The sequence below is a fragment of the Algibacter aquimarinus genome, assembly GCF_039543265.1.
Classification (GTDB): domain Bacteria; phylum Bacteroidota; class Bacteroidia; order Flavobacteriales; family Flavobacteriaceae; genus Algibacter_B; species Algibacter_B aquimarinus.
Genome location: NZ_BAABJK010000009.1, coordinates 80,871 through 103,482 on the forward strand (window position 1 = coordinate 80,871; position 22,612 = coordinate 103,482).

Annotated in this window: 11 protein-coding genes; all 11 read right to left on the reverse strand. The window is 34.3% G+C overall.

Features of this window, described 5'->3' with window-relative positions; all coding sequences use genetic code 11:
• Nucleotides 1–11: 11 nt before the first annotated feature.
• Genes lacZ through ABD939_RS12945 form a run of 11 tightly spaced genes read right to left on the reverse strand, consistent with a single transcriptional unit; the run spans nucleotide 12 to nucleotide 22,587 of the window.
• Complete coding sequence (lacZ, locus tag ABD939_RS12895) at nucleotides 12–3,245, reverse strand: beta-galactosidase, LacZ type (RefSeq protein ID WP_345169386.1); 3,234 nt, start codon at nucleotides 3,243–3,245, stop codon at nucleotides 12–14.
• On the reverse strand, nucleotides 3,246–6,047 hold the full coding sequence (locus tag ABD939_RS12900; RefSeq protein WP_345169389.1) for a sugar-binding domain-containing protein: 2,802 nt from the start codon (nucleotides 6,045–6,047) through the stop codon (nucleotides 3,246–3,248). It abuts the gene before it with no gap.
• 33 nt (nucleotides 6,048–6,080) lie between these two features.
• A complete protein-coding gene (locus ABD939_RS12905; protein WP_345169392.1) occupies nucleotides 6,081–7,964 on the reverse strand; it encodes a sulfatase-like hydrolase/transferase in 1,884 nt (627 codons plus the stop codon).
• 36 nt (nucleotides 7,965–8,000) lie between these two features.
• Nucleotides 8,001–9,509, reverse strand: a complete 1,509-nt coding sequence (locus ABD939_RS12910) for a sulfatase family protein (RefSeq protein ID WP_345169394.1) — start codon at nucleotides 9,507–9,509, stop codon at nucleotides 8,001–8,003.
• 13 nt (nucleotides 9,510–9,522) lie between these two features.
• Nucleotides 9,523–12,819, reverse strand: a complete 3,297-nt coding sequence (locus tag ABD939_RS12915; RefSeq protein WP_345169397.1) for a DUF5107 domain-containing protein — start codon at nucleotides 12,817–12,819, stop codon at nucleotides 9,523–9,525.
• Between the two features lie 36 nt (nucleotides 12,820–12,855).
• On the reverse strand, nucleotides 12,856–15,696 hold the full coding sequence (locus ABD939_RS12920; RefSeq protein ID WP_345169399.1) for a sugar-binding domain-containing protein: 2,841 nt from the start codon (nucleotides 15,694–15,696) through the stop codon (nucleotides 12,856–12,858).
• Nucleotides 15,697–15,719: 23 nt separating this feature from the next.
• Nucleotides 15,720–16,463 carry an SGNH/GDSL hydrolase family protein gene (locus ABD939_RS12925; RefSeq protein ID WP_345169402.1) on the reverse strand — a complete coding sequence of 248 codons (744 nt, stop codon included), beginning with the start codon at nucleotides 16,461–16,463 and terminating at the stop codon, nucleotides 15,720–15,722.
• A gap of 12 nt (nucleotides 16,464–16,475) precedes the next feature.
• Nucleotides 16,476–17,915 (reverse strand): sugar porter family MFS transporter, encoded by a 1,440-nt coding sequence (locus tag ABD939_RS12930; RefSeq protein WP_345170158.1) that lies wholly within the window; start codon nucleotides 17,913–17,915, stop codon nucleotides 16,476–16,478.
• A gap of 7 nt (nucleotides 17,916–17,922) precedes the next feature.
• Nucleotides 17,923–19,545 (reverse strand): sulfatase, encoded by a 1,623-nt coding sequence (locus ABD939_RS12935; protein WP_345169405.1) that lies wholly within the window; start codon nucleotides 19,543–19,545, stop codon nucleotides 17,923–17,925.
• A 16-nt stretch (nucleotides 19,546–19,561) separates the two neighbouring features.
• Nucleotides 19,562–21,139, reverse strand: a complete 1,578-nt coding sequence (locus tag ABD939_RS12940) for a glycoside hydrolase (RefSeq protein WP_345169407.1) — start codon at nucleotides 21,137–21,139, stop codon at nucleotides 19,562–19,564.
• A 29-nt stretch (nucleotides 21,140–21,168) separates the two neighbouring features.
• Nucleotides 21,169–22,587, reverse strand: coding sequence for a hypothetical protein (locus ABD939_RS12945; protein WP_345169410.1), 1,419 nt, complete (start codon nucleotides 22,585–22,587; stop codon nucleotides 21,169–21,171).
• Nucleotides 22,588–22,612 lie beyond the last annotated feature (25 nt).

Below are 22,612 nucleotides of genomic sequence, written 5' to 3' on the forward strand. Positions count from 1 at the left end.
GAACGTTCAATTTACCGCAGAGGCAAAATGCTATAAGAATACGATTGTGGTTTTGCTTTAATTTGATATTGTTCCAGAGGTCGTGTCCACCAACTTGTATCGCCTCCAACTCCCATTTGTTCATTATCTATATTGATATTAGTAAAATCTCGTTCTACAATATCTATAGTATGTCTTTGTTGTTTGGTTTTACCCGCATCAAAATCTGAATTGTATTGATGGTGTGCACTAAAACTTAAAAATTTAGGACCTATTATTTTAATGCCTTGTCCTTTAGCATTGGTAAAGGTTACCCAGCGCACATCTGCTCTGTAGCCGTTTTCTTGAGGTCTTATGTATGGATAATACAAGTCTGAAACTGAAGCTTTATACTTACCAACAAACTGTGATGTTTTTCTATCTTGATAGTTTTCTAAAGGGCCTCTACCGTACCAATTAACACTATCAAAGGCTTTATTGACTATAAAATTTGTTCCAAAGCGTGGGATAATAGGTAAATCGGTTTTAACATCGGCTAACGTATTTGTAATTGTAAGTTGTCCAGAAGCGTCAATTTTATAATTCATCTTAACTTTTGCAATATCGTTAGGTAATTTATAAACTAACTCAAGATTGACGGAACAGCTTTCGAAATTAACAATTTGCGTTTTTGAATCTATATCTAAAACCCGTTTGTTATCTTTTACTTGCATAGAAACTAACGTCTGCTTTTCGGTAGCTTCTTTCCAAACATCCAAATGCTTTGGCATGTTAAATCCGTAATCGTTATCTGTAGTTGCTCTCCAAAAATTAGGAGTTACACCTTGTAGCATGATGTTGCCTTCTCCATAATCTAAAGTTGATAGTTTTCCAGATGTTCTATCAAAACTCACTGTAGCGGTTTTAGATTTGAAAGTGATTTGATATTCTTTGAAAGACAATAGAAGCTTATCACTAACATTTTCCATGAATTTAGGCAGGTAAGTACCCGTTATAAATTGTGCTTTAGCTATTGGAAAACCTTTTGATAATAAAGGTAATTCCACATGGGTTGAAGCTAAAAAGTTGAGCGTATATTCTTTTTTACTTAAATCTAAAACAGGTAAATTAAACCTTATAACTTTAGATGATTGCGGTGCTACATCTATGACACCGATTGTACCAGATTCAATTTGCTCACCCTCTTCAAATAATTCCCAATTGATGTTGAAGTTATTGAGATTGGTGAAAAAATACTCATTAGTTACTTTTACCTGACCTGTTTTAAAATTCACATCTGAAAACTGAATGTTTTGATATACTTTTTTAAGTTCTTCTAATCCTGGATGTGGTGTACGGTCTGGGTTTACAATACCATTTAAACAAAAATTAGCATCGTGTTGTAAATGTGCTGCCCCAAAATCTCCGCCATAGCCCCAATATTTTTGTCCGTCTTCAGTTTCAGCCTCAAGCCCCTGATCTACCCAATCCCAAATAAAACCACCTTGAAGTACGTCGTATTTTCGAATAACATCCCAATAATCTTTAAAATTCCCTAAACTATTTCCCATAGCGTGTGAGTACTCGCATAAAATTAATGGGCGTTTCGGATTGTTTTCAGCATATTTTATGAGCTGTGGAATACGATCGTACATTGGTGCTTGAATATCTGTATTCTCATATTTCGTTGCGCCTTCGTACTGTGTTGGTCGCGTTGAGTCGTTTGCCTTTAACCATTTATAGGTTGCAAAAAAGTTATCGCCATTTCCTGCTTCATTACCTAAAGACCACGTTACAATTGAAGGGTGATTTTTATCACGTTCAAACATTCTAACAGTTCTATCTAAATGTGCCGCTTTCCAATCCAGTCGATATGCAGGATGCACTTTTTTAAGTTCTGGCTTTTTATCTAAACCTTGGTTGGTTGTTCCCATCCCGTGCGTTTCAATATTTGCTTCATCTATGACATAAAATCCGTATTTATCACAAAGTGCATAGAAAAATGGATTTTTTGGGTAATGGCTGCAGCGAATAGCATTTACATTATTCTGCTTCATTAACCTTAAGTCTTTAACGGTTAATTCTTCGTTTATTACATGCCCTGTGGTTTCATCATGGTCATGAAGATTTACGCCTTTTATCAAAACAGGCTTGCCATTTACTAAGAACTGATTGTTTTCAATTTTTATATTTCTAAACCCAACGTTTACAGATGTAACCTGCGTTACTTTATCTTCTGAATTACTTAGCGTTAAAATAGCGGTGTATAAATTTGGAGTTTCCGCAGTCCATGACTTTACATTATGAATTATATCTTCAAACTTAATACTCGTCGTATTTGGTGCAATTTCTACTGATTTAGCATCACTAAAAACTATGTTGTTTTTAGCGTCGAGAAGTTCCACTTTCAGCGTTCTGTTTTCAATCGAATTTTTAGTATTCTTTAGTTCAATATCTAAGCTAAACACTCCGTCTTTATAGTTGTTTATTAAATCACTACCTACTCTAAAATCGTTAATTGCAATGGGATTGTCTGCTCTTAAATATACATCGCGTTCTATTCCGCTTAATCTCCAAAAATCTTGATCTTCAATGTAACTAGCATCAGACCATCGTAATACTTGAACCGCAATGTGATTCTCCCCTAGTTTAACGTATTTTGAAATATTAAATTCTGCTGGAGTTTTACTGCCCTCGCTGTAACCTACTTTGTTACCATTTACGTAAACGTACATTGCGCCACTAACTCCTGCAAAATGTAAATACACATCCTTATTTTTCCAATAGGCAGGAATTGTAAAATTGCGCTTATAGCTTCCCACATTGTTGATATTGTGTGATATAAATGGTGGATTTTTTGGAAAAGGATACACAATATTTGTATAAATAGGCAGTCCAAAACCTTGCATTTCCCAGTTTGAAGGCACCATAATGGTGTCCCAACCTTTTATGCTAAAGTCTTGTTTATAAAAATCTTCAGGCCTAACTTGAACACTATCAGAATAATAAAAATGCCATGTGCCGTTAAGCGATTTATAAACATCAGATTGTTTCCAATCACTTAACTCCAAAGCGTTTTCTTTTGAAGAAAAATTATAAAAAGTAGCTCTGGGCGCTTCTCTATTAATTTGAAAAATTTCTGGATTTTCCCACTCTGGATTTTCCCAAATAGAAGCCCTGTAAATTGGACGTTCATCGGGTATGTTTTCACAGCCTGTAATAAGTGCAATTAAAGCTATAAGTGCGCTTGTTAAAAGGTGTGATAACTTTAAATTCTTTTTATTCATTTAATTATATATATCCTCAGCAGAAAATCTACCTTCTTTCTTATCTAATTTTATCCTTTGTAAATCTTCCATAGAAACTGTTTTTGATGGTGAAAAGGCATCGCTAGTCATATATTCTAATAAACTATGGCGCAACTGTCTTGCTACTGGTCTTTCATTTAGATTTGATATTAAATCTATAGACGAAAACACTAATGTACCATTACCTACTTTAGCTTCAAACACATTTGATAAATGGTGATTGGTTACAAAATTATCAATAACCCTTACTATGGGTGTGATATCCAAGTCGTCTGTAATAACAGATTTTGAATTAATACACAAATCCCACCACTGCCAGTTACTATGCGTATCCGTTGGAAAATCATTAAACGCTGGATGTTCTGTATCAACAAAAACTCCCATTGTTGCTGGTTGATTAGGAAAATGAACAGGACTCCAAAACACAGGTACAAATCTACCTTGAGTCCCTTTTAGAGTTTTAAAATCTGGATTTAATAAGACTTTATCTCCTTTTTTTAACGCTTGCGCAGCAACGGCATAAGATGACGTAACAACAATATCTTTATGGGTTAAATTAACATCTTTAGGATATACCCAGATGTTCCATGAATTCTTATATTTTGTACCTTCTAAACTCACTTCTACTTTTAGTTTTTTGGCTTTATCTGTATTGATTTGAAAAGCTATTTCGCCTAAATTGGTATTATTACCAATAGTCAAATTAGCATCTTTAACTTGAGAGTTACTCAAAACACTGCCAGCTTCATCCGTAATACTCCAAACAATATTTTGATTTTGCATTGGCTTAAAGAAATTGGCCACCTCTATTGAAGCCTTAAACGTTTCACCGTTCTCATAAACAGCCTTTTCAAAACTAAGTAACGGTACTACCTCACTATTAAACTGACTAAATTCTTCTGCTGAAATAACACCTTTAGATTCCCAAAACGCGTTAAGTAAGCCTACTAAAGCTGTACCCTGACCAGGGAAATCTTGTAATTGCAACAACTGAAACCCATCGAAGCTAGGGGTTTTTAAAGCACGTTCAATCTCCTCTTTATAAAGAATTGCAGCTAACTTTCCAGAATTATGTGTAAAATCTGGTGCGAATTCTAACAAGCCCTTTTTCTTTAAATCGTTTCTTACTGCTATAAAGTTTAACGGCTCTAAAACACCAGTGTATTTTTCAATTTCACTCATATCTGGATATACCGAGTATTGCCCGATTTCATGTGAGATTAAAGGCTTCGTTATATGCTCGCTAGTAGATGAGTAATCTGCATTAAAATGAGGTGGTTTATCATTAAAAATACCTTGTCCACGAACCCATCCTTTGTCTGTATACTGCGTAATAAAGAAATCATCCTCTGGTTGTGGTATTTTCCCCATTGTTGATTTTCTCCTATGTGGCTGAAAAGAATAAACTGTAGTGATATACATGTGTCTATCATCTTTTGCTTTTAATTCAGCAACCATGCTGTTTAACAAGCTTTCGTCGCCTTCAAGCTCATTACCTAAAGCCATAAAAAGAAACGAAGGATGATTTCCATAATCTTTGAGTATTTTTTGACCTTCAGCTCTTAAAAATTGTGTCGTGTTTTCATCTTCACCAACTTTTAAACTCCAATGTGGTAATTCTACAAGGTAGTAAAACCCAGCTTCATCTGCTGCTTCAAATGCCGCTTTTGGTGGACACCAAGAGTGAAATCGCAGGTGATTTAAACCATACGCCTTAGCTTGTTTTATCAAGGTTGCCCATTCTTCTTTTTCCATCGGTGGATGCCCTGTCAATGGAAAAATAACACACTCTAAATTACCTCTTAAAAAAATACGCTGGTTGTTTAAAGTGAGGTCTCCATTGTTATTATCAACCACTTTATAACCAAAATCTGTACTTACATTTCCTGTATTGGTACTAACTGAAACAGTGTATAAATTCGGATTAAATTCATCCCACAATTCAAGTCCTTCTGGTTTGTTTAAGTTTAATACAAATAAATCATTTGCTTCTTTTGAAACATTATGTTGCGCATTGTAAACTTCTTCACCATTTAATTTTTGAATTACTATACCAACCTTGTCTTCTGTGGCTGTTGGTTGTTCAAAAGTAACTTTTAGTGTTTTTAAATCTTTATTAGGATACACCTGCATATTTGTTGGCTGGTTTGATGCTGACGCCTCAAGCGTCATATCTCCTAGAATACCATTCCACTTAATTTGTGTGTGATTGGTGTAGGCATGAGCCATATCCTGATTCACTTTATCTGGATAGCGATTTCCTGCTACGTTTATGTTTGGAAACTTATTAGAATTGTCTACAACCACTGTTAACAAATGTTTCCCTGAAGTAACGCTTTTTGGTAACTCAAAACTATGTTTACCAATTAAACTATTCGCCGAACCTATTTTTTCACCATTTAAATATACCGTTGATTCCCATAGAACGCGCTCTAATTTTAGAGTTACGGTTTTATTCTCCCAAGAATTAGGAATTTCAATCTCTCTTTGGTACCAAGCCTTTCCTATATATTGATGCTTTCTTGTTAAATTAGACATCACATAATTGTTAATTGCTGGCTCCAATTTATTTGGTGTTCCTAAACCTGCATCATCTAAAGTGGCTGGTAAACTAATCGGCGTACCTTGAAGTTTAGATGAAGCCCAGTTTTCTGTAATTCCAATACTGGTTGAATCTAACTTTACTTGCCACTCACCAGATAAATCAATATCCTCTATCTTTGGTGAGCAAGCAGTTAAAATGAGTAACAAAGCTATAATTGTGGTTTGAAATACTCTCATCGTTTTTATGTTTTAGTTAAGTAGTTTTAAAGTTTAAATTTCAGTTCTTAATCTTTGGCTTTCTATAAAATCTAAGCAGGCACTTTTAACATGAGAATTAAGCTTAGGGTTTTGAAGTAATGCTTTAATTGTTGACTCAAAAGGTAGTCTATCTTGAACATAGAGCATGTAATTAATGGACATTAAAGCCAAAGTCCAATCGTCACTTTTAGCAAAATTGTTTAAAACCTCCAAAGCTTGTTTGTTCTTGAATTTTTTATATAAAATTGCCGCAACAGTTATAGAAACAGGAAGGTAATCATCTTCAAGCAGCTCCTTCAATTCTTTTTCATAAGCCTCTAAAAGCGATTTATCTTGAGACATCAACCCAATACTTGCCCAATACCTCACCATGTCGTTATCGTTCTTTAACAAGTTAATTTGAGTTTTTGCAACCTCTGTAACTTTTTTACCAGATAACAAGGCTGCTCCATAAATCTCCTTAAAATTATATTTGGCATCATCCAAACGGTATTCATAAGGGGTTTGCGTTTCTGATATTCTAGCCATGTCGTACTCCGGTATAAATAAGACGTCCTTAGAAGTTAAAAGCGTGCTATCTAAAAACTGTCTCATACCCTCTAAAACGGACTTATATTTTGGATTTTCTGCTAAGTTATGTTCCTCCCAAATATCGTTTTCAATATCATAAAGTACTTCATAAGGGCGTTCATCAAAAATGCGAGATTGAAAGTAATTAAGCTTACCCCTTTTTAAATCGTTACGCATATGTTTAGTAATATCGGCGATTTCCAAATAATTGATATAACGTACTTCAGGGATAAATGGCATAAAGTTTCTGGAATACACAAATCTACCGTTAGTAACACTTCTTACTAAGTCTGGGCCGTTATCAACTCTATCTGTTGACAACAGTAATTGCTTATTTTTCTCTTCTGAATTATCACCGAAAAAATTGATACCCTTCATATAATCAGGAACTTTACCTCCCAGCAAATTAATCATAGTAGGTCCCAAATCTTCAAAACTGACAAGCTCTTCCGTAGATTCTCCAATTTCCCAAGGCGATAAATGTTTGAATTTTTCAGGAAACCAAACTGCAAATGGTACGCGGTATCCTAAATTAATACCGTTGGTTTTTGCTCTTGGAATACCCTCACCATGGTCTGCATAAAAGAAAATAATAGTATCATCCCTTAAACCGTCTGCTTCTAGCTGTTGAAGCAATTCACCTATTCTATTATCCGTAAGTTTAATGGAATTATACACCCTAGCAAATTGTTTGCGCATTTCGGGTGTATCGTTATAAAATGGTGGCATATCAAATGCATCATCTGCAATTCTATCTTCCTCAGGTAGATGATTCCAAACATGCTTTTCATACTGCTCAAAAGTCCACGACATGGTTCTTGATTGATGCGATTCAGCAAAATTAAATACCGAAAAGAATGGTTGTCCTTCTGCTCTACCTTTCCATGTGGCTTTGTTTGAACTTTCGTTCCATGCCTCTTTTATAAAATCCTTTTCGTTGGCAATATTGTAGTCTGTTTTAGAATTGTTGGTGGTGTAGTATCCCAATGCTTTTAAATAATAAGGAAAGCCTTTGATTTCATCTGGAATTGGATACTGACTTCTTTGATGACCTGTACCCATTTTAAAAGTTCGAACACCTGTGATTATTGTGGATCTACTGGCAGAACATACAGTTCCTGTAGAAAATGCGTTCGTAAAACGTACACCTTCTCCTGCCAATTTATCGATTACTGGAGTACTCGCGTTCGTATTACCGTAACAACCTATAAATTGTGGTGAGGTATCTTCAATGGTTATCCATAATATATTAGGACGTTCTTCTGTTTTAGTTTTACAACTAAAAACAAAAAATAAACATATTATAAATAAATAATGTGTTCGCATTTTGTTGCCTTATTAAATAGCGATATTGCTATACTATTAATTTAAAATTTCGTTGATTTTTGCTTCCATCACTTTAACAATGTCTGGATAAGCTTTGTAAACATTATTACTTTCTAAAGGGTCGTCTTCTAAGTTGAATAATTGTACTTCTTCTCTAAATCCAGGATCTACAAATTTTTGAACAATCCAATTGGGTACAGGTTTGTTTTTAGGTTTAATGTACTTCCAATTCCCCATTCGTAAACCGTAAGTATAGGCTTCTTCCAATAAAAACTCACGTCCTTTTTTTGATTTCCCTAACCACGATTTTAAAAAATCCTGACTATCTGGCGCAGCTCCTTTTTCAACATCTTGACCTACTAAGCACGCTAAAGATTTGTATAAATCTACTTGAGATAATAGCGCATCACTTGTACCTGGTTTAACTTTTTCTGGCCAATGCACAATGGTTGGCATTCTTGTTCCTGCTTCGTAAACCGAATATTTTGAACCACGGTAAATACCAGCTGGTTTATGTTCGCCCACTAGTTCTCTTGCATAATCTAAATAGCCATCATCTAGAATAGGCCCGTTATCACTTGTAAAAATAATTAAGGTGTTTTCTAGAACATTTGCTTTCTTTAAGCTTTCGGTTATCTGACCTACGCACCAATCCATTTGAGCAATCACATCGCCTCGTGGCCCCATGGTGCTGCTTTCTACAAACTTGATATTTGCAATTCTTGGTTGATGAATATCGTGTAATGAGAAATATAAAAAGAATGGATTTTCTTTATGGTCTTCTATAAACCCGTTTGCTGTTTCTGAAAGTACAAACGGAATATCTTCATCTACCCAAAGGGCATCTTTTCCGCCTTTCATGTAACCAATACGACTTATGCCATTTATAACAGCTCCTTGATGGTATGGGTCTGTATGTTGTTTTAATAATTCTGGATGCTTGAAACCCCAAGGGTAACCTTCAATTCTTGTACCGTAGCTTACCGTAATAGGGTCATTTAAATCTAATCCCACTACTTTTTGGTTTTCTAGAAATACGCACGGTACTCTATCTCCTGTTGCGGGAATTAAAAAGCTATAATCAAATCCTACTTCCTTTGGCCCTAAGGGAATGCGTTTATTCCAATCTATTTTTCCTTTTCCTAAACCTAAATGCCACTTACCAACTACACCCGTAGTGTACCCTGCTTTTTGTAACATTTTTGGTAAGGTTTCCTTTGTGGTGTCAATAATTAAAGGGGCATCTCCTTCTAAGATGGCTGCATTATTTCTAAACGCGTAACTGCCTGTTAACAATGAATAGCGAGATGGTGTACATGTTGAAGCACTACAATGGGCATCGGTAAAATTCAATCCATTTTCAGCAAGGGTATCGATATAGGGCGTTTTAACTCCAATAGCACCATTCACTCCAATATCTCCATAACCTAAATCGTCAACATAAATGATGACGATATTAGGCTTGTCTTTTTGTGAATATGCAGAGTTACTAGCTATAAAAAACAGTATCAGTAATACACTTTTAAAATGGAATTTAAAATTCATCCGTGTTAATTCATTATGCGTTTACAAGTTCTGCATGAATATTTGCTGGAATGTGCGATAGATTGACATCTGTTACTTTAGCAAAGGCTTCAGTAGCTTTACAATCATTATTCATGCCTAATTGCCCCAAACCTATCAAATAGTTACAATGTATTTTATTAATCACATTTAAGTCTTCTTCCCATATCAATAAATCCGGCAATGAGATGGCGAAATAATCTAATTTCACATTGTCATTCATGTGATCTTTACCGTAATTAAGGAGATTTTCAAAACGCATTTTCGCCTCATCAGTTCTTCCTAATTTTTGCAATGCTAAACCTTGATAGAAAATTTTATCAGGCTGTTGGTCATTATAAAAAATAGCAGGACTTGGGTCGCTTAAGCCTTCAGATGCTAATTCAAAATATGCTTTTGCTCTATCCGAATTTCCTAAACCTTCATGAGCGCAGCCCAACCAGTAATCAATATCATTTTCTACAGTACCATGCAATTTACCTTCTCCTAAATTATGAGGATATGTTTTAGCTGCTTCTAACAACTCAATGGCATAATCAAAGTTTTTTAAATTGATATTTTTCTTAGCCAATTCTGTGTAGCATGTTAAATACTGAAATGGCACTTTACCCTCACCACCTTCCCAAGGATGGAATTGACGATTTTCTATCAGCTCTTTTGCTTTTTCAAAATCTCCTTTTAAGTTGTATAAAGAAATTCGCTCTAAATACAAATCATCTCTAGAATTGGTTAAACCTATATATTGCTCTAAGAGAGACAAGCGTTTATCTATAGAAATATTAATTTTTTTATACAACTGATCAAGTTCCATTAACAATCTAGCATCTGTATTGTCTAACTCAAAAGCACTTTCTAAATGTTGTACAGCCAATTCTTTTTGATTGGTTTTGTTATAATACAACAATGCCAAATTACGATGAATAATTGCAAAACGATCATCTAATTTTACTGATGTTTCCCAACATTCTTGAGCCTCAACATATTGTCTGTTAGCGTACCAAAAATTACCTAAATAGTAAAATGCTTTAGCATCAGAAGGGTTTGCTTTACATGCTGCTTGCAATGCCAAAACTTCTTCTATTTTATTTGGAAAACAGTAGATATCTGGCATTTGAGAAGCCTGTTTGTACGCTTCTAACGCATTTGCATTATCTCCTTTTTGAGTAAAATACCATCCCATAAAATAATAAACCATAGGATATACTTTATCATTAGCGTTGGTATGTACTTTTAATAATGAAATAGCTTCATTAAACTGACCAGCCATGGCATAATCTAAAGAAAATTCAATATAATTGTGCGCATTGTTTCTTAAGATGTGTTTTAAAGTTGCTAAATCTTCTTGTTTATTTGATAAAATATAACGCTCATATAAAACACCAAAATTAAATTTATCAATAGCTAAAGATTCTTCTATTAATGTATTAGCAGCTTCTATTTTACCTTGTTTTCTTAAAATAACAACTTTTAAATGTCTTGCCTTATGGTTGTGACAGTTTTTTATTAAAGCCCTGTCTACCAAATCTAAAGCTTTCTCTAAATCAACTCTAGAACAATCTATTTGAGCTAGGTTAAAGTAACCTGCGTCTTGCCATTGTGCATTCCAACACGCCTTAAAGAAACTTGCATAAGCCTCCTCTTTTTTTCCTAAGAAATTTAAAGCTAATCCTTTATTGAAATACGGTTCTCCATCATATGGATTTGGATTATGACTCGTTAAGGTTTCAATAGCGGTATCAAAATAAGCAATAGATGTTTCTAATTGTCCTTTACGCATATGCCAAAGCCCCATTGCATTGTTACAACGCACATCTTTTGGCGCTCTTCTTAAAGCTTCTTCATAATAATCTGTGGCATTAAAAGTGGCATGTCTGTATTGCTCTAAGTGCAATCCTCTTAAATACAAACCTTCTACAGTGTCTATATCTTTAGGATCTTTTGCAGCTTTAGCTGGTTCTGGTATTTCATCAGACAAATCTTTATCTGGTTCCCAAGAAACCAATATTTTCCCTATAGCATCAATTACCGAAATTTGTAAATCATCAAACGTAAAACCATTTATATCTATGGCTTTTTCAAAGCCTATTGCTGGAGAAAGATTTAAAACTTCGTCATGTAAAACTTTACCTCCTGCTTTTAGCGTAATTACACAATTATCGTAAGTTGATGTTACGTAAACTTTCACCAAAGCTTTACCATCTACCATTTCTAGATTTACCAAAGCTTCTTTTGTTGCATTTTTTACAACACCTACGTTATAGTAAGGCATAAAATACTGCTTAAAGCTTTTTTCTTCATACGGATGCATCCACGAAAAATCTGGCTGATTATCTGTATAAACACCACACATCAATTCAATATATGGTCCGTCTGTATCTGTTAAATTTCTGTCCCATGCTTTACCAAATTCTCCGTTACCCCAAGTCCATTGTTTTTTTCCTGGCGATACATTATGATCTGCAACGTGAAGTAATCCTCCTTTTGAATCGTTTTCATAACCTCCTACAAAATCGTATTTTGAGGTAATTGCCATATAACTAGTTGGCACAGGAATATTTTTATATCTAGAAATATCTGTTCCTGGTGAATAGTCTACTTTGTAATATTCTCCTTTTGCAATTGGAAATTCTGAAACGTCACGCTTTCCATGGTCAAACACCGCATTTACATCTGGAGGAAAAACAGACTGATAATGATCGTTCACAGCCACCGCAGGATTTGCCCACCATAAAAAGGTTTGCGGATGTGGTGTTCTGTTGTATAAATGTGCTTTTATTTCGATGTACGCCTTGTCTGGATGTAAGGTAAAACCAGCCATACCTTTCGTACGAAACATACGCTCCAACTCACTCACCCAAACAGTTTTACTACCATCTTCATTTTCTTCTATGAAAAAATCTGTTGGATCGTAGGTACTTGGTCTGTGGTGTTGAGGCCAGTTAAATTCTATACCTCCAGAAATCCACGGTCCTGTTAAACCCACTAGCGCTGGTTTAATCACATGATTATAATACACAAAATCACGCTTTCTAATTTTATCATACGCTCTTTGAATTCTGCCGCCTAAAGCTGGTAAAATCATTAATTTGATGTAATCGTTTTCAATAAATATGGCATTCCATTCTTTATCTACTTTAGTATCACTAATTTTTTCTATCACAGGATGCGGATACACAGTACCACTACTAGCTTGATATACGCGTTTCTCTAAAAAAACAGGATATTTTTCAGGAGTTCCAACTTCATAAGTAGGAATGATTACTTTTTCTTCCCAGGCTTTTACAGTTTTCATATTCTAATGATTTATGCTACACTAACTATTAGTGTATTAATACTTTAATAATTTCTTTATTTGGTCTATTTCTATAGTCGTTTCAGGATTAAAGGCATCACTTGCTACATAACTTTTAAGGCTATATAATAATTGTTGCGCTTCTAATCTTTCATCTATATTAGTGTGCAGGTCTATTCCAGAAAACAATAGTTTTCCTTTACCTACTTTAGCTTCAAAAATTAACGCTGTTTTTCTGTTTTTAAACCAGTCGTCTATAACTCTAACTATCGGATTTATGTCGGGCATATCATCAAATATAATGGCATTAGAATGACTCATGGCATCCCACCATTGCCAGTTGGAATGGTATTCCGTTGGAAAATTTGCTAATGCAGGATGTTCTGGATTACAAAGGATACCCAAAGTATGTGGCTTTTGCTCTTTGGTCCAAGAGGTGTTCCAGAAAATACTTGAAAAGCCTATGCCAATATCTCCACCGTATTCAGGCGCAATATCGCCTTTGGTAATATTCAACAATACGTTTCCACCATTATTCAAATATGCCATAGTTTTAGCATCTAACTTAGAAAAAACCCTAAAATCAATTTTGCTATCAATTGCTGGTTTTTCTTCTGGATATACCCAGATGTCCCAACTGTTTTTAAAATCATTTACACTAACATTTAGCGTAAGTTTTTGTACTTCAGTAATCGTATTTAAAGATTGATTAACTGTACCTAATTCAATTCCGTTACCCATTGGAATATCAGTTGTATTTAATTTTCCTTCTGAAAAAAGACTTCCATCAGACTTTGTCAACTCCCATTTTGGTGTAGTGTTTTTCAATTCTTCTTCACCGAAATGTGCAATTTCAATGGTTGCAGACAACGTATCTGTATTTTTAAATGTGCGCTGTTTTAAGCGTGCTAATGGAACAGTTTTACCACTAAATGCTTTAAATTCTTCTGGAGACACATAGCCTTTTTCATCCCAAAATGCATCTAGAACACCTACTAGAGCCGTACCTTGACCAGGAAAATCATGTAAATCTAGTAACTGATATCCTGCCATTCCTTTTGTTCTTAAAGCAGCTTCAATATCTGCCTTGTAACACAGCGTTTGTAATTTACCAGAAGCTAAAAGAAATTTATCGGCTAATTTTCCCATGCCATTTTCTTCCAGAATTTCTTTAAAAATCTCGAAGTTCTTCGGTTTTAAAACGCCTGTGTATTTTGACATTTCTTTAAAGTTGGGATACACACACCATTGCCCCATTTCATGGCTTACATAAGGCATTGGCGTTTTATCGATAAAGGTGCTCCAATCGAATTCGGTTTGAGGTGCTTTTGCATTGATGATACTCTTTAAGTTTTCATTCCAACCTTGAATTCTAGGACCTCTATGATTGTAGTAATCCATATTATCTAAATAAGGATAACCTGCGCCACTAGTGTATAAACGTCTATCGTCAAATTTTTTAAAATGATTTACATAATCGGTTAAGTATGCCTTATGATGCCTACCACTTGGCTCGTTACCATACGTCATCATTACAAAAGATGGATGGTTTCCGTATTTATTAATAATCGCTTCTCCTTCTTTGTATAACCATTTATCAACGGGATTACCATCACCTAAATTAGCCAACCACGCAGATGCTTCGGCTTGAATATAAATTCCCATTTCATCAGCTGCAATAAATGCTGCTTCTGGAGGACACCAAGAATGAAAACGCATGTGATTTAAACCGTGTGCTTTAATAATTTTGAAAATTCGTTTCCAAGAATCTACATCAGTTGGTGGATACCCTGTTTTTGGAAAAATGGCACACTCCAACGTTCCTCTTAGATAAATAGGACGTTCATTTATTTTAAAAATGGTACCCTCAGCCTTAAAATCGCGCATTCCAAAATTGATACGTTTTGTATCTGTTCCTGCATCAGATTCTAAAGATATTTGCATTTCGTAAAGATTTGGGTTGAATTCATCCCAAAGTTTTGGGTTATCGCCCATATTGTATTCTAAAACAACCTCTTTATTTTCTGTAATTTGAATATCTTTTTTCTGTGCCTGTATAACAGTACCGTCAACAAATTTTTCTTTTGCTTGAAGAATTAATTGAGCACTTTTTGAATTCGAAGAATTGTTTAACTGCGCGACAACTTTTACCGTTTTGTTTGAAACGTTAGGATATAATTTTATAGTTCCTAAAGCTAATTTTGGTGAAGCTGAAAGTTTGATATCACCTACAATACCATTCCAATTACTCTGTGTATTATCTGATATGCTATGTGCATCTTTACCAACATCAATGTCGTTTATTCTATTATCAACACGAATAGAAATAGTATGTTCGCCGGGATTTAAAACATCTGTTAAACTATAATCATGCGAAGTAGCTAAGGTATTTTGCATACCTACTTTTTTATCATCTACCCAAACTGTAGATTCCCAATGCACACGCTCTAAATGTAAATTGATGTTTTGATTATTCCAATCCTCAGGAATTACCACTGTTTTTTGATACCATGCAGCACCTTTATAATCCTTTACAGGTTGTAACCAAAAAGGTATTTTTACATTTCCTTTCTGGCGGTATTTTTTCATCTTCGGATCTTTGTACCACAAACTATCATTCCACATATTACCAGTCCAATTTGTGTTTACAGTAATATCATTTCCTTTACCATTTTCTGCCATTGATCCTGGTAATTTCACAACATCGTTTAAAGTAGTATTAAACCAATTGTCTTGCTCTCCAACATCTAATGCATCAATTTTAAAGTTCCATTCACCAGCTAAATCCATTTCTTTTTGCTGATTATCTGTACAGGCAACAAGTGCAAGTATGGACAAGCAAATAGTTAAGATATATATGGTTTTATAAAACTTCATTGTATTTAAATTCTTTTTTTCTATTAAAGTTTGAAATATTCAAAAATGGCATCGGCAACAAACTGATGTCCCTTTTGGTTGATATGGTTATTTTGTGACATATAGCCTCTTAATGGTTGAATTTCAGCCAATGCTTTAAACAGCGCATAACTATCTACCAAACCAATATTGTATTTTTTTGCCAATGCTCTAATTTGTTCGCTATGCTGTGCTAAAGGAGTTTCATCAGAAGTAATATCTTCTTTTAAATCTGGTGTAGGTGTTAACAGAATCACTTTTGTACCATAGGCTAATGCGTCTTGTATCATTTGTTCCCATGCTACTTTTGCACGTTCTAATCCTATGCTCCTATCGTTTAATCCGTAATCGATAAAAAGTACATCTGGTTTGTGATTTAAAACTTCATCTTTAAAACGCTTTGCACCTTGTTCTGCTTGTTCTCCACCAATTGAAGTTGTAATGGTATTTACTACCGAATACGGGTAGAAATCGTTTACTTTTTTTAAGGTTCTATAAGGATATGCATTCAGTCTATCTAAAACACCTCCTGTGGTATATCCTGTTGGCACCGAATGCCCGTGAAACACTAAATTTATAGTATGGTTTTTAGGCCACTTTACTTTCAATTTGGTTTTTAGTGAATCTAAATACTGTGATGGGTTTGCTTTATTTGATGCTACTACGCTTTTTTGTTGTGCGCACGAAAAATTCAAACTTAAAAGTAGTATTAATGCTAATATGATATGTCTTTTCAATATAACTTTCATACGCTGTATAGCTTACTTATCTTTAGTTAATTCCAATTCAATTTCTTCTAAACTTTTCCCTTTAGTTTCTGGTAATTTGCTTTTTATAAATAAGAATCCTAGAATACAAATGAAACTGTACACCCAAAATGTTCCTGAAGCACCTAAGGCATCATTTAAAATGGGGAATGTGAATGTGAGTATAAAAGAAGCTACCCATAATGCAAATGTTGCGATAGACATGGCAACGCCGCGTATTTTATTTGGAAATATTTCTGATAAAACCACCCAAGTAATTGGAGCTAAAGACATGGAATAAATAGCTATTGCTGTAATCACTAAAACAAGCACCGGCCATCCTGTAAACTCCATATAATACGCGCCTCCTAAAATAAGATATACAACACCTAAACCTATTGAACCTAAAAGCATTAGCTTTCTTCGTCCCCAACTATCTACAGTTCGCATAGCTACAAGCGTAAATATTAAATTCACACTACCCGTAATCACGATATTGAAAAGCATATCTCCTACACTATAACCTGCAGCGGTAAATATTTCTTCGGCATAATTAAAAATGATATTGATACCACACCATTGTTGAAATATGGCTAATACAATACCGATGATTAGGATTGGTTTAATCTTTGAGCTTTTGAAATCTGAAAACTTAATTTTAGACGTTCCACTTTCTTGAAGTGTTTGTTGAATACTAGCTAATTCTTGCTCTGCGTAAGCCTCTCCCCCAATTTTAGTTAATACATTTTTAGCGGCCTCATTATTATTTATTTTAACTAAAAATCTTGGACTTTTAGGGACAATAAACATTAATACAAAAAATAAAATTGCAGGAATTAATTCTGCCCAAAACATCCAACGCCAACCTGTTTGCCCATTCCATGAGCTTAATATTTCATTAGGTGAAAAATTTTCTGGTATGGATTCAGCTATAAAAAAGTTAGCGATTTGTGCTGCTAAAATTCCTATTACCAAAGTCAATTGATTGATAGCTACAAACTGACCTCTATATTTCGCAGGTGCTATTTCTGCAATATACATAGGAGATAACGTTGATGCTAAACCAATACCTAAACCTCCTATAAGACGATAAATAATAAATGGTGTAAACTCATTTGCATATCCTGTACCAAAAGCTGAAATTGTAAATAAAGCTGCTGCTAAAATTAAAGGCAACTTTCTACCAAATTTATCGGCTACAAAACCTGAAATTACAGCACCAAAAATACAACCTATCAATGCGCTACTCATGGCCCAACCTTGCAATGTCGGTTCTGAACTGATATCAAAAAAGAGTTCGTAAAACGGTTTTGCTCCTCCAATGACCACCCAATCGTAGCCAAATAGAAAACCTCCCATAGCAGATACAAGTGCTAAAAAAAGTAGGTATGTAAAGTTAAATTTCGTACTGGACATAATTTTAGTTTGGTTGGTTAGTTGCTGTTGCCTTTTAATTAAACGTTTAGTCTTTTGTGTTTAAGCTACTATCGTACCAATTATTATTTGGATTGAAGTCTTTGCTTAAAAAGTCTTTACGTTGTTTTTCCACACGTTGTAATACTTTTGTTCTTCTATTTTCTTGTGTAACTTTTGCTTTTACAGGATCGTATTTAGCATAAACTTCAGGGATTCTGGCATTTGCATTAGATAAATAATTATCCAATTCGGTTCTTAAATTTTTAGCTATTTCAACTTGATCTCTTGAAATGTCGTTTTTCTCTCCAGGATCAGAAGATAAATTGTATAATTCGTCATGCCCATCTTCCCAATAATGGATTAATTTATAATTCTCTTTTCTGATAATACTTACAGCATCTCCACCTTGATTTCCGTAGTGTGGGTAATGCCAAAATAGCGGTCTTGTATCGAGCGATTTCCCTTTTAAAAGTGGAACTAAGCTTACGCCATCTACTACATGGTTATCATCCTTTTCAACATTTACTAAATCTAAAAGTGTTGGATATAAATCTATTCCAGAAACAGGAAAATCTACTGATTTTGGTGTAGCTTTTAACATAGGTGCTTTTATCAAATAAGGCTCTCTAATACCACCTTCCCATTGGTAACCTTTGCCGCCTCTTAGAGGGAAATTTGTTGTAGAAAATGCATCTCCACTAGCTACTCCTCCATTATCGGATGTAAATACAACTATTGTGTTATCATCTAACCCAAGCTCTTTTAATCGTTTTAAAACTACACCTACAGCATCATCCATTGATTCCACCAAACCTGCATAAACAGGATTGTCTTGTACTGTTCTAATTGGTAATCTAGCTTCCATTACAAACCCAGAATCTGGAATACCCTGTGCCTCAGCTTTTTCTCGATACTTTTTCCATTTAGCTTCGGTTGTTTCTATTGGTCCATGAACAGCGTAAAATGATAAAAAAGCAAAAAATGGTTCATTTTTGTTTTGAGTTATAAAATCTGCCGTTTCTAAAGCTAATCTTTTGGTTAAATTCTCGCCTTCGTATTTATAATCAAGTTTAGGGTTTTTCCAAGGTGCATAATAACCTCCCTTAGGCCCACCTACTTCCCAACCGCCTATATTAATATCAAATCCATTATTTTCAGGAGAGTAAGGTTCATCTCCTAAATGCCACTTTCCTGCAAAAAATGTTTTATATCCATTGCTTTTTAATGCTTCAGCTATTGTAATACTTTCGTCGGGCAATGCATGAGCATATTCAGGAGGCATTATTTTAGTATTATAATAGTCTCCCCATGTTTCGCCAGTGGCAGCTCCAATCCAATCAGTAACTCCATGACGTGCTGTATATTGACCTGTCATAAGGCTAGCCCTTGATGGACTGCATACTTGACACGCTGCATAGCCTTGTGTAAATTGAACACCTTCATTAGCAATAGCATCAATATTAGGAGTTTCATAGTAATTACTTCCTGAATAACTAAGGTCATGTGCTCCTAGATCATCGGCTAGAATGAAAACTATATTTGGTTTTTCAATTTCAGTTTGTTCTTTAGCGTCCTTGTCCTTGCAGCCAGTAAACAAAATGGCTGCAAAACAAAGACAATAAACTAAAACTAACTCAAACTTAACTAATTTGATTTTTAAAAAATTCATATAGACTTCTTTGTATTTATAAGATACTTCCTATTAATGTGCTAATAGAACGTGCCTCTAATATTATTTGTTTATTCTGTATTACGTTTTTTGCTAAATTCTTCATGGAAGATGTCACATATATTTCATTAATATTATAGTTTGAAACATCTATAGCTTTATTCTTATTACTGTAATTAATCGCTACAATTGCTATTTCCGATGTTTCTTTATCCAGATATGCTGACAACATAATATCCTTATATTGCTTTATAATTGACACTTCATTTTCATCAGATTCAACATTTACCCTAACCATCCCTGGTTTTACAAATCTTGAATAGTTCCCTAAAGCCCAAAGGAGTTTAGAATCATGAAAATCACCATTATATTTTATTTTATCTAAATTGAATAAATCAGAGTTATCACCAGAATCGAGATAAATTAAACCGTCTTTATAATCAGCATTTGTTAGTGCAGTCCACCATTGCCAAGAACTGGCATTTGCTAAGGTTAAATCGGCATGTATAACTCTAGCAACATAAAGTGCTGTATCAATACCTAAATCTCTTTTGTTTCCTCCGCCAATATCATCGGTATTTTCGAGAATACAGAACTCACTTTGCCAATAGTCTACGTTATGTTTCTTTAACTCTTTATTTAGTTTTTGACGAATTTGAATTAGACTATCCACTGGCCATGTTGTAAAATAACTGTGACCTGATATTGTTTTTTTTACGCGTTTTAAATTTTCAACTTTCCCGTTTTCTCCGAAGAAATAATCAATTTGATTGCCTCTTTTAGGCTTATTAAATGAAGAATATAACCAACGTAAATCTGCTGCCTCGGCTAAAACAATTTCTGTATTTAAATTACTTTCATCTATTTGTTGATTAAGTAAATGAGTTAATTTTGTAATATCTGAGTTGGTAGCAGGTGTGCCTTCTTGTGATTTTTTCTCCCATTCCCATTGGGGTTCATTAATGGGGCTTAGATAGTTAAATGAAATACCTGTTGAATCAAAATGTTTTATAACCTCAAACATAAATGTAGCGTAGTCGTCATATTTATCATCTTGAATGTTAAGTTTACCGCTAATTAAATCACTATTGTATCCTTTTCCATTTTTAGTCCAATGAACTGGTGCTGAAATTGAAAATGCTAAGAACTTATCTACACCATAATTTTTGGCTTTTTGTAAAAACCACTGTTGTCCTTTTTGTTTGCTCCAATCATAATTTCCATAAGCGTCAATAAATGATTCTGCTCTTCGCCATTCATTTTTTATATCTGAATCTTCACCTTGTTCAGTAGTACCTGCACCAATATAAAAACGCCATATAGAAAGTCCGATACCTTTAGGGTTTCCGTTTTCATCAAATTCTTTACTGAACAAAAGTTCTGCTATTCGGTTTTTTTTTAACTCAGGCCAATTGTCTCCAACAAACTGACATCGCCATGCGTCTGAAGCACCAAAACCTTCCATCGTTTGATATGTTGTATTTGTATCAATCGAAATTATATTATAATCTGAAGATGATGATTTACAAGACAGTATACTAAAAAAACATAGAATAAGTGCTATCATGAAAAATGATGATTTTAACTTATTCATACTATGTTTTAAGTTTATTGGCACGAGTATTAATTACCTTTTATAGTTATTTTATAAATTTGATAAAGTCCTTCCTTATTCAAATCGAATACAACTTCATTATTTGTTGATAATTGCGCAGTTGCTGTTTGTTCAATGTAAGACTCTGCTTTAGCTGTATCACTATAGTCAGCAGGTACAAAACGTTCTACTTTATCTATTGAAGTTACAGTAAATCCATTTACTTTAACAGCTACCTTTTTACCACTTTCTTTAGCACCCGTTATATATAGCACCATAGTGTTAGCATCTTGTAGTGCTGCTGCTAAATGAAATTTATTTGAAGTTGTTTTTAATGCTTTTCCTCTGAACGACTCTGCCATATCTCCTAAAATTTGTCCTGTTGGAAATACTTTTGTATAATTCCAATTTGTTAATCCTAAGCCAGGTATAGATGTGTTTATTGGAGGCCAAAACGCAGCTGCTTCAGAACCTGTTCTGGCATATATCTGAATAATATCAGGAATTATGTTAGCTGCCTCCATGTACAATGCTCTTTCATTGTAATCTCTTGAAGGCATCCATTCTGATAAATACTTGAAATTTTTATCAGGATTAAAATTATTAGCACAATCAATAATACGTTTTTCTAAATCTGCAATATTATGCGTATCTGTGCTATACCCAGTATAAGTATGAAGGGCTACCCCATCAATAGCATCGTAAGCCTTAGTAAATTTATTTTTCATTGTTGTAAATTCCTGTGGCTGCGTATAATCTCCATTTATTAATAATTTAAATGTTCGATTAGGAAACTCTCTTTCAATATATTCAGCTAAATCCATAGCCACATTAACATATTTATCTAATTTTTGGGCTCTAGGGCCTCCTCCTGCAAATTGTAACCACCACTCGTTTCCTATTTCAACAATCCCATTACCTATATTTGATACATTTATAGCCTCTCTTGCTTTAGCTTTGAGATTTGCTATAGCTGCATTGTATTGTGCCGACCCAACACTAGTATTCATAGCATCAACAGTTGGTAATACAATACTAAAATTAGAGATGTTACTTTTTAAAGTAGAGACTGATGCACCTGGAGTTGATGGTGTATTATTCCAACCCGGAGTAGTGTTACTTGTCCATGCATAAAATTCAGACTCCCAACCACCAGGATACCTAACTACAGTAGTACCTATATTGCTTAACGTTCCAGAAAAATTTGAAAACGTATTATCTGGTATTTGTCTCCAGTCATTATTTACGCCAAATAATAATGGATTTATGTCTATTCCATCAGTAGCATCTACAGACAATGTAATATCTGCGCTTACTGCAACGGGAGGATTGTTATTATCGTCAGGGTCTCCAAACTTTGGATCATCTGGATCTGTGGCCTCATTAGAACTACATGAAAATATTACTCCTATTATGGTTAATACTATAATTCTTCTAATCTTTAACATATATTTTTTTTTAGTTTAAAAACCT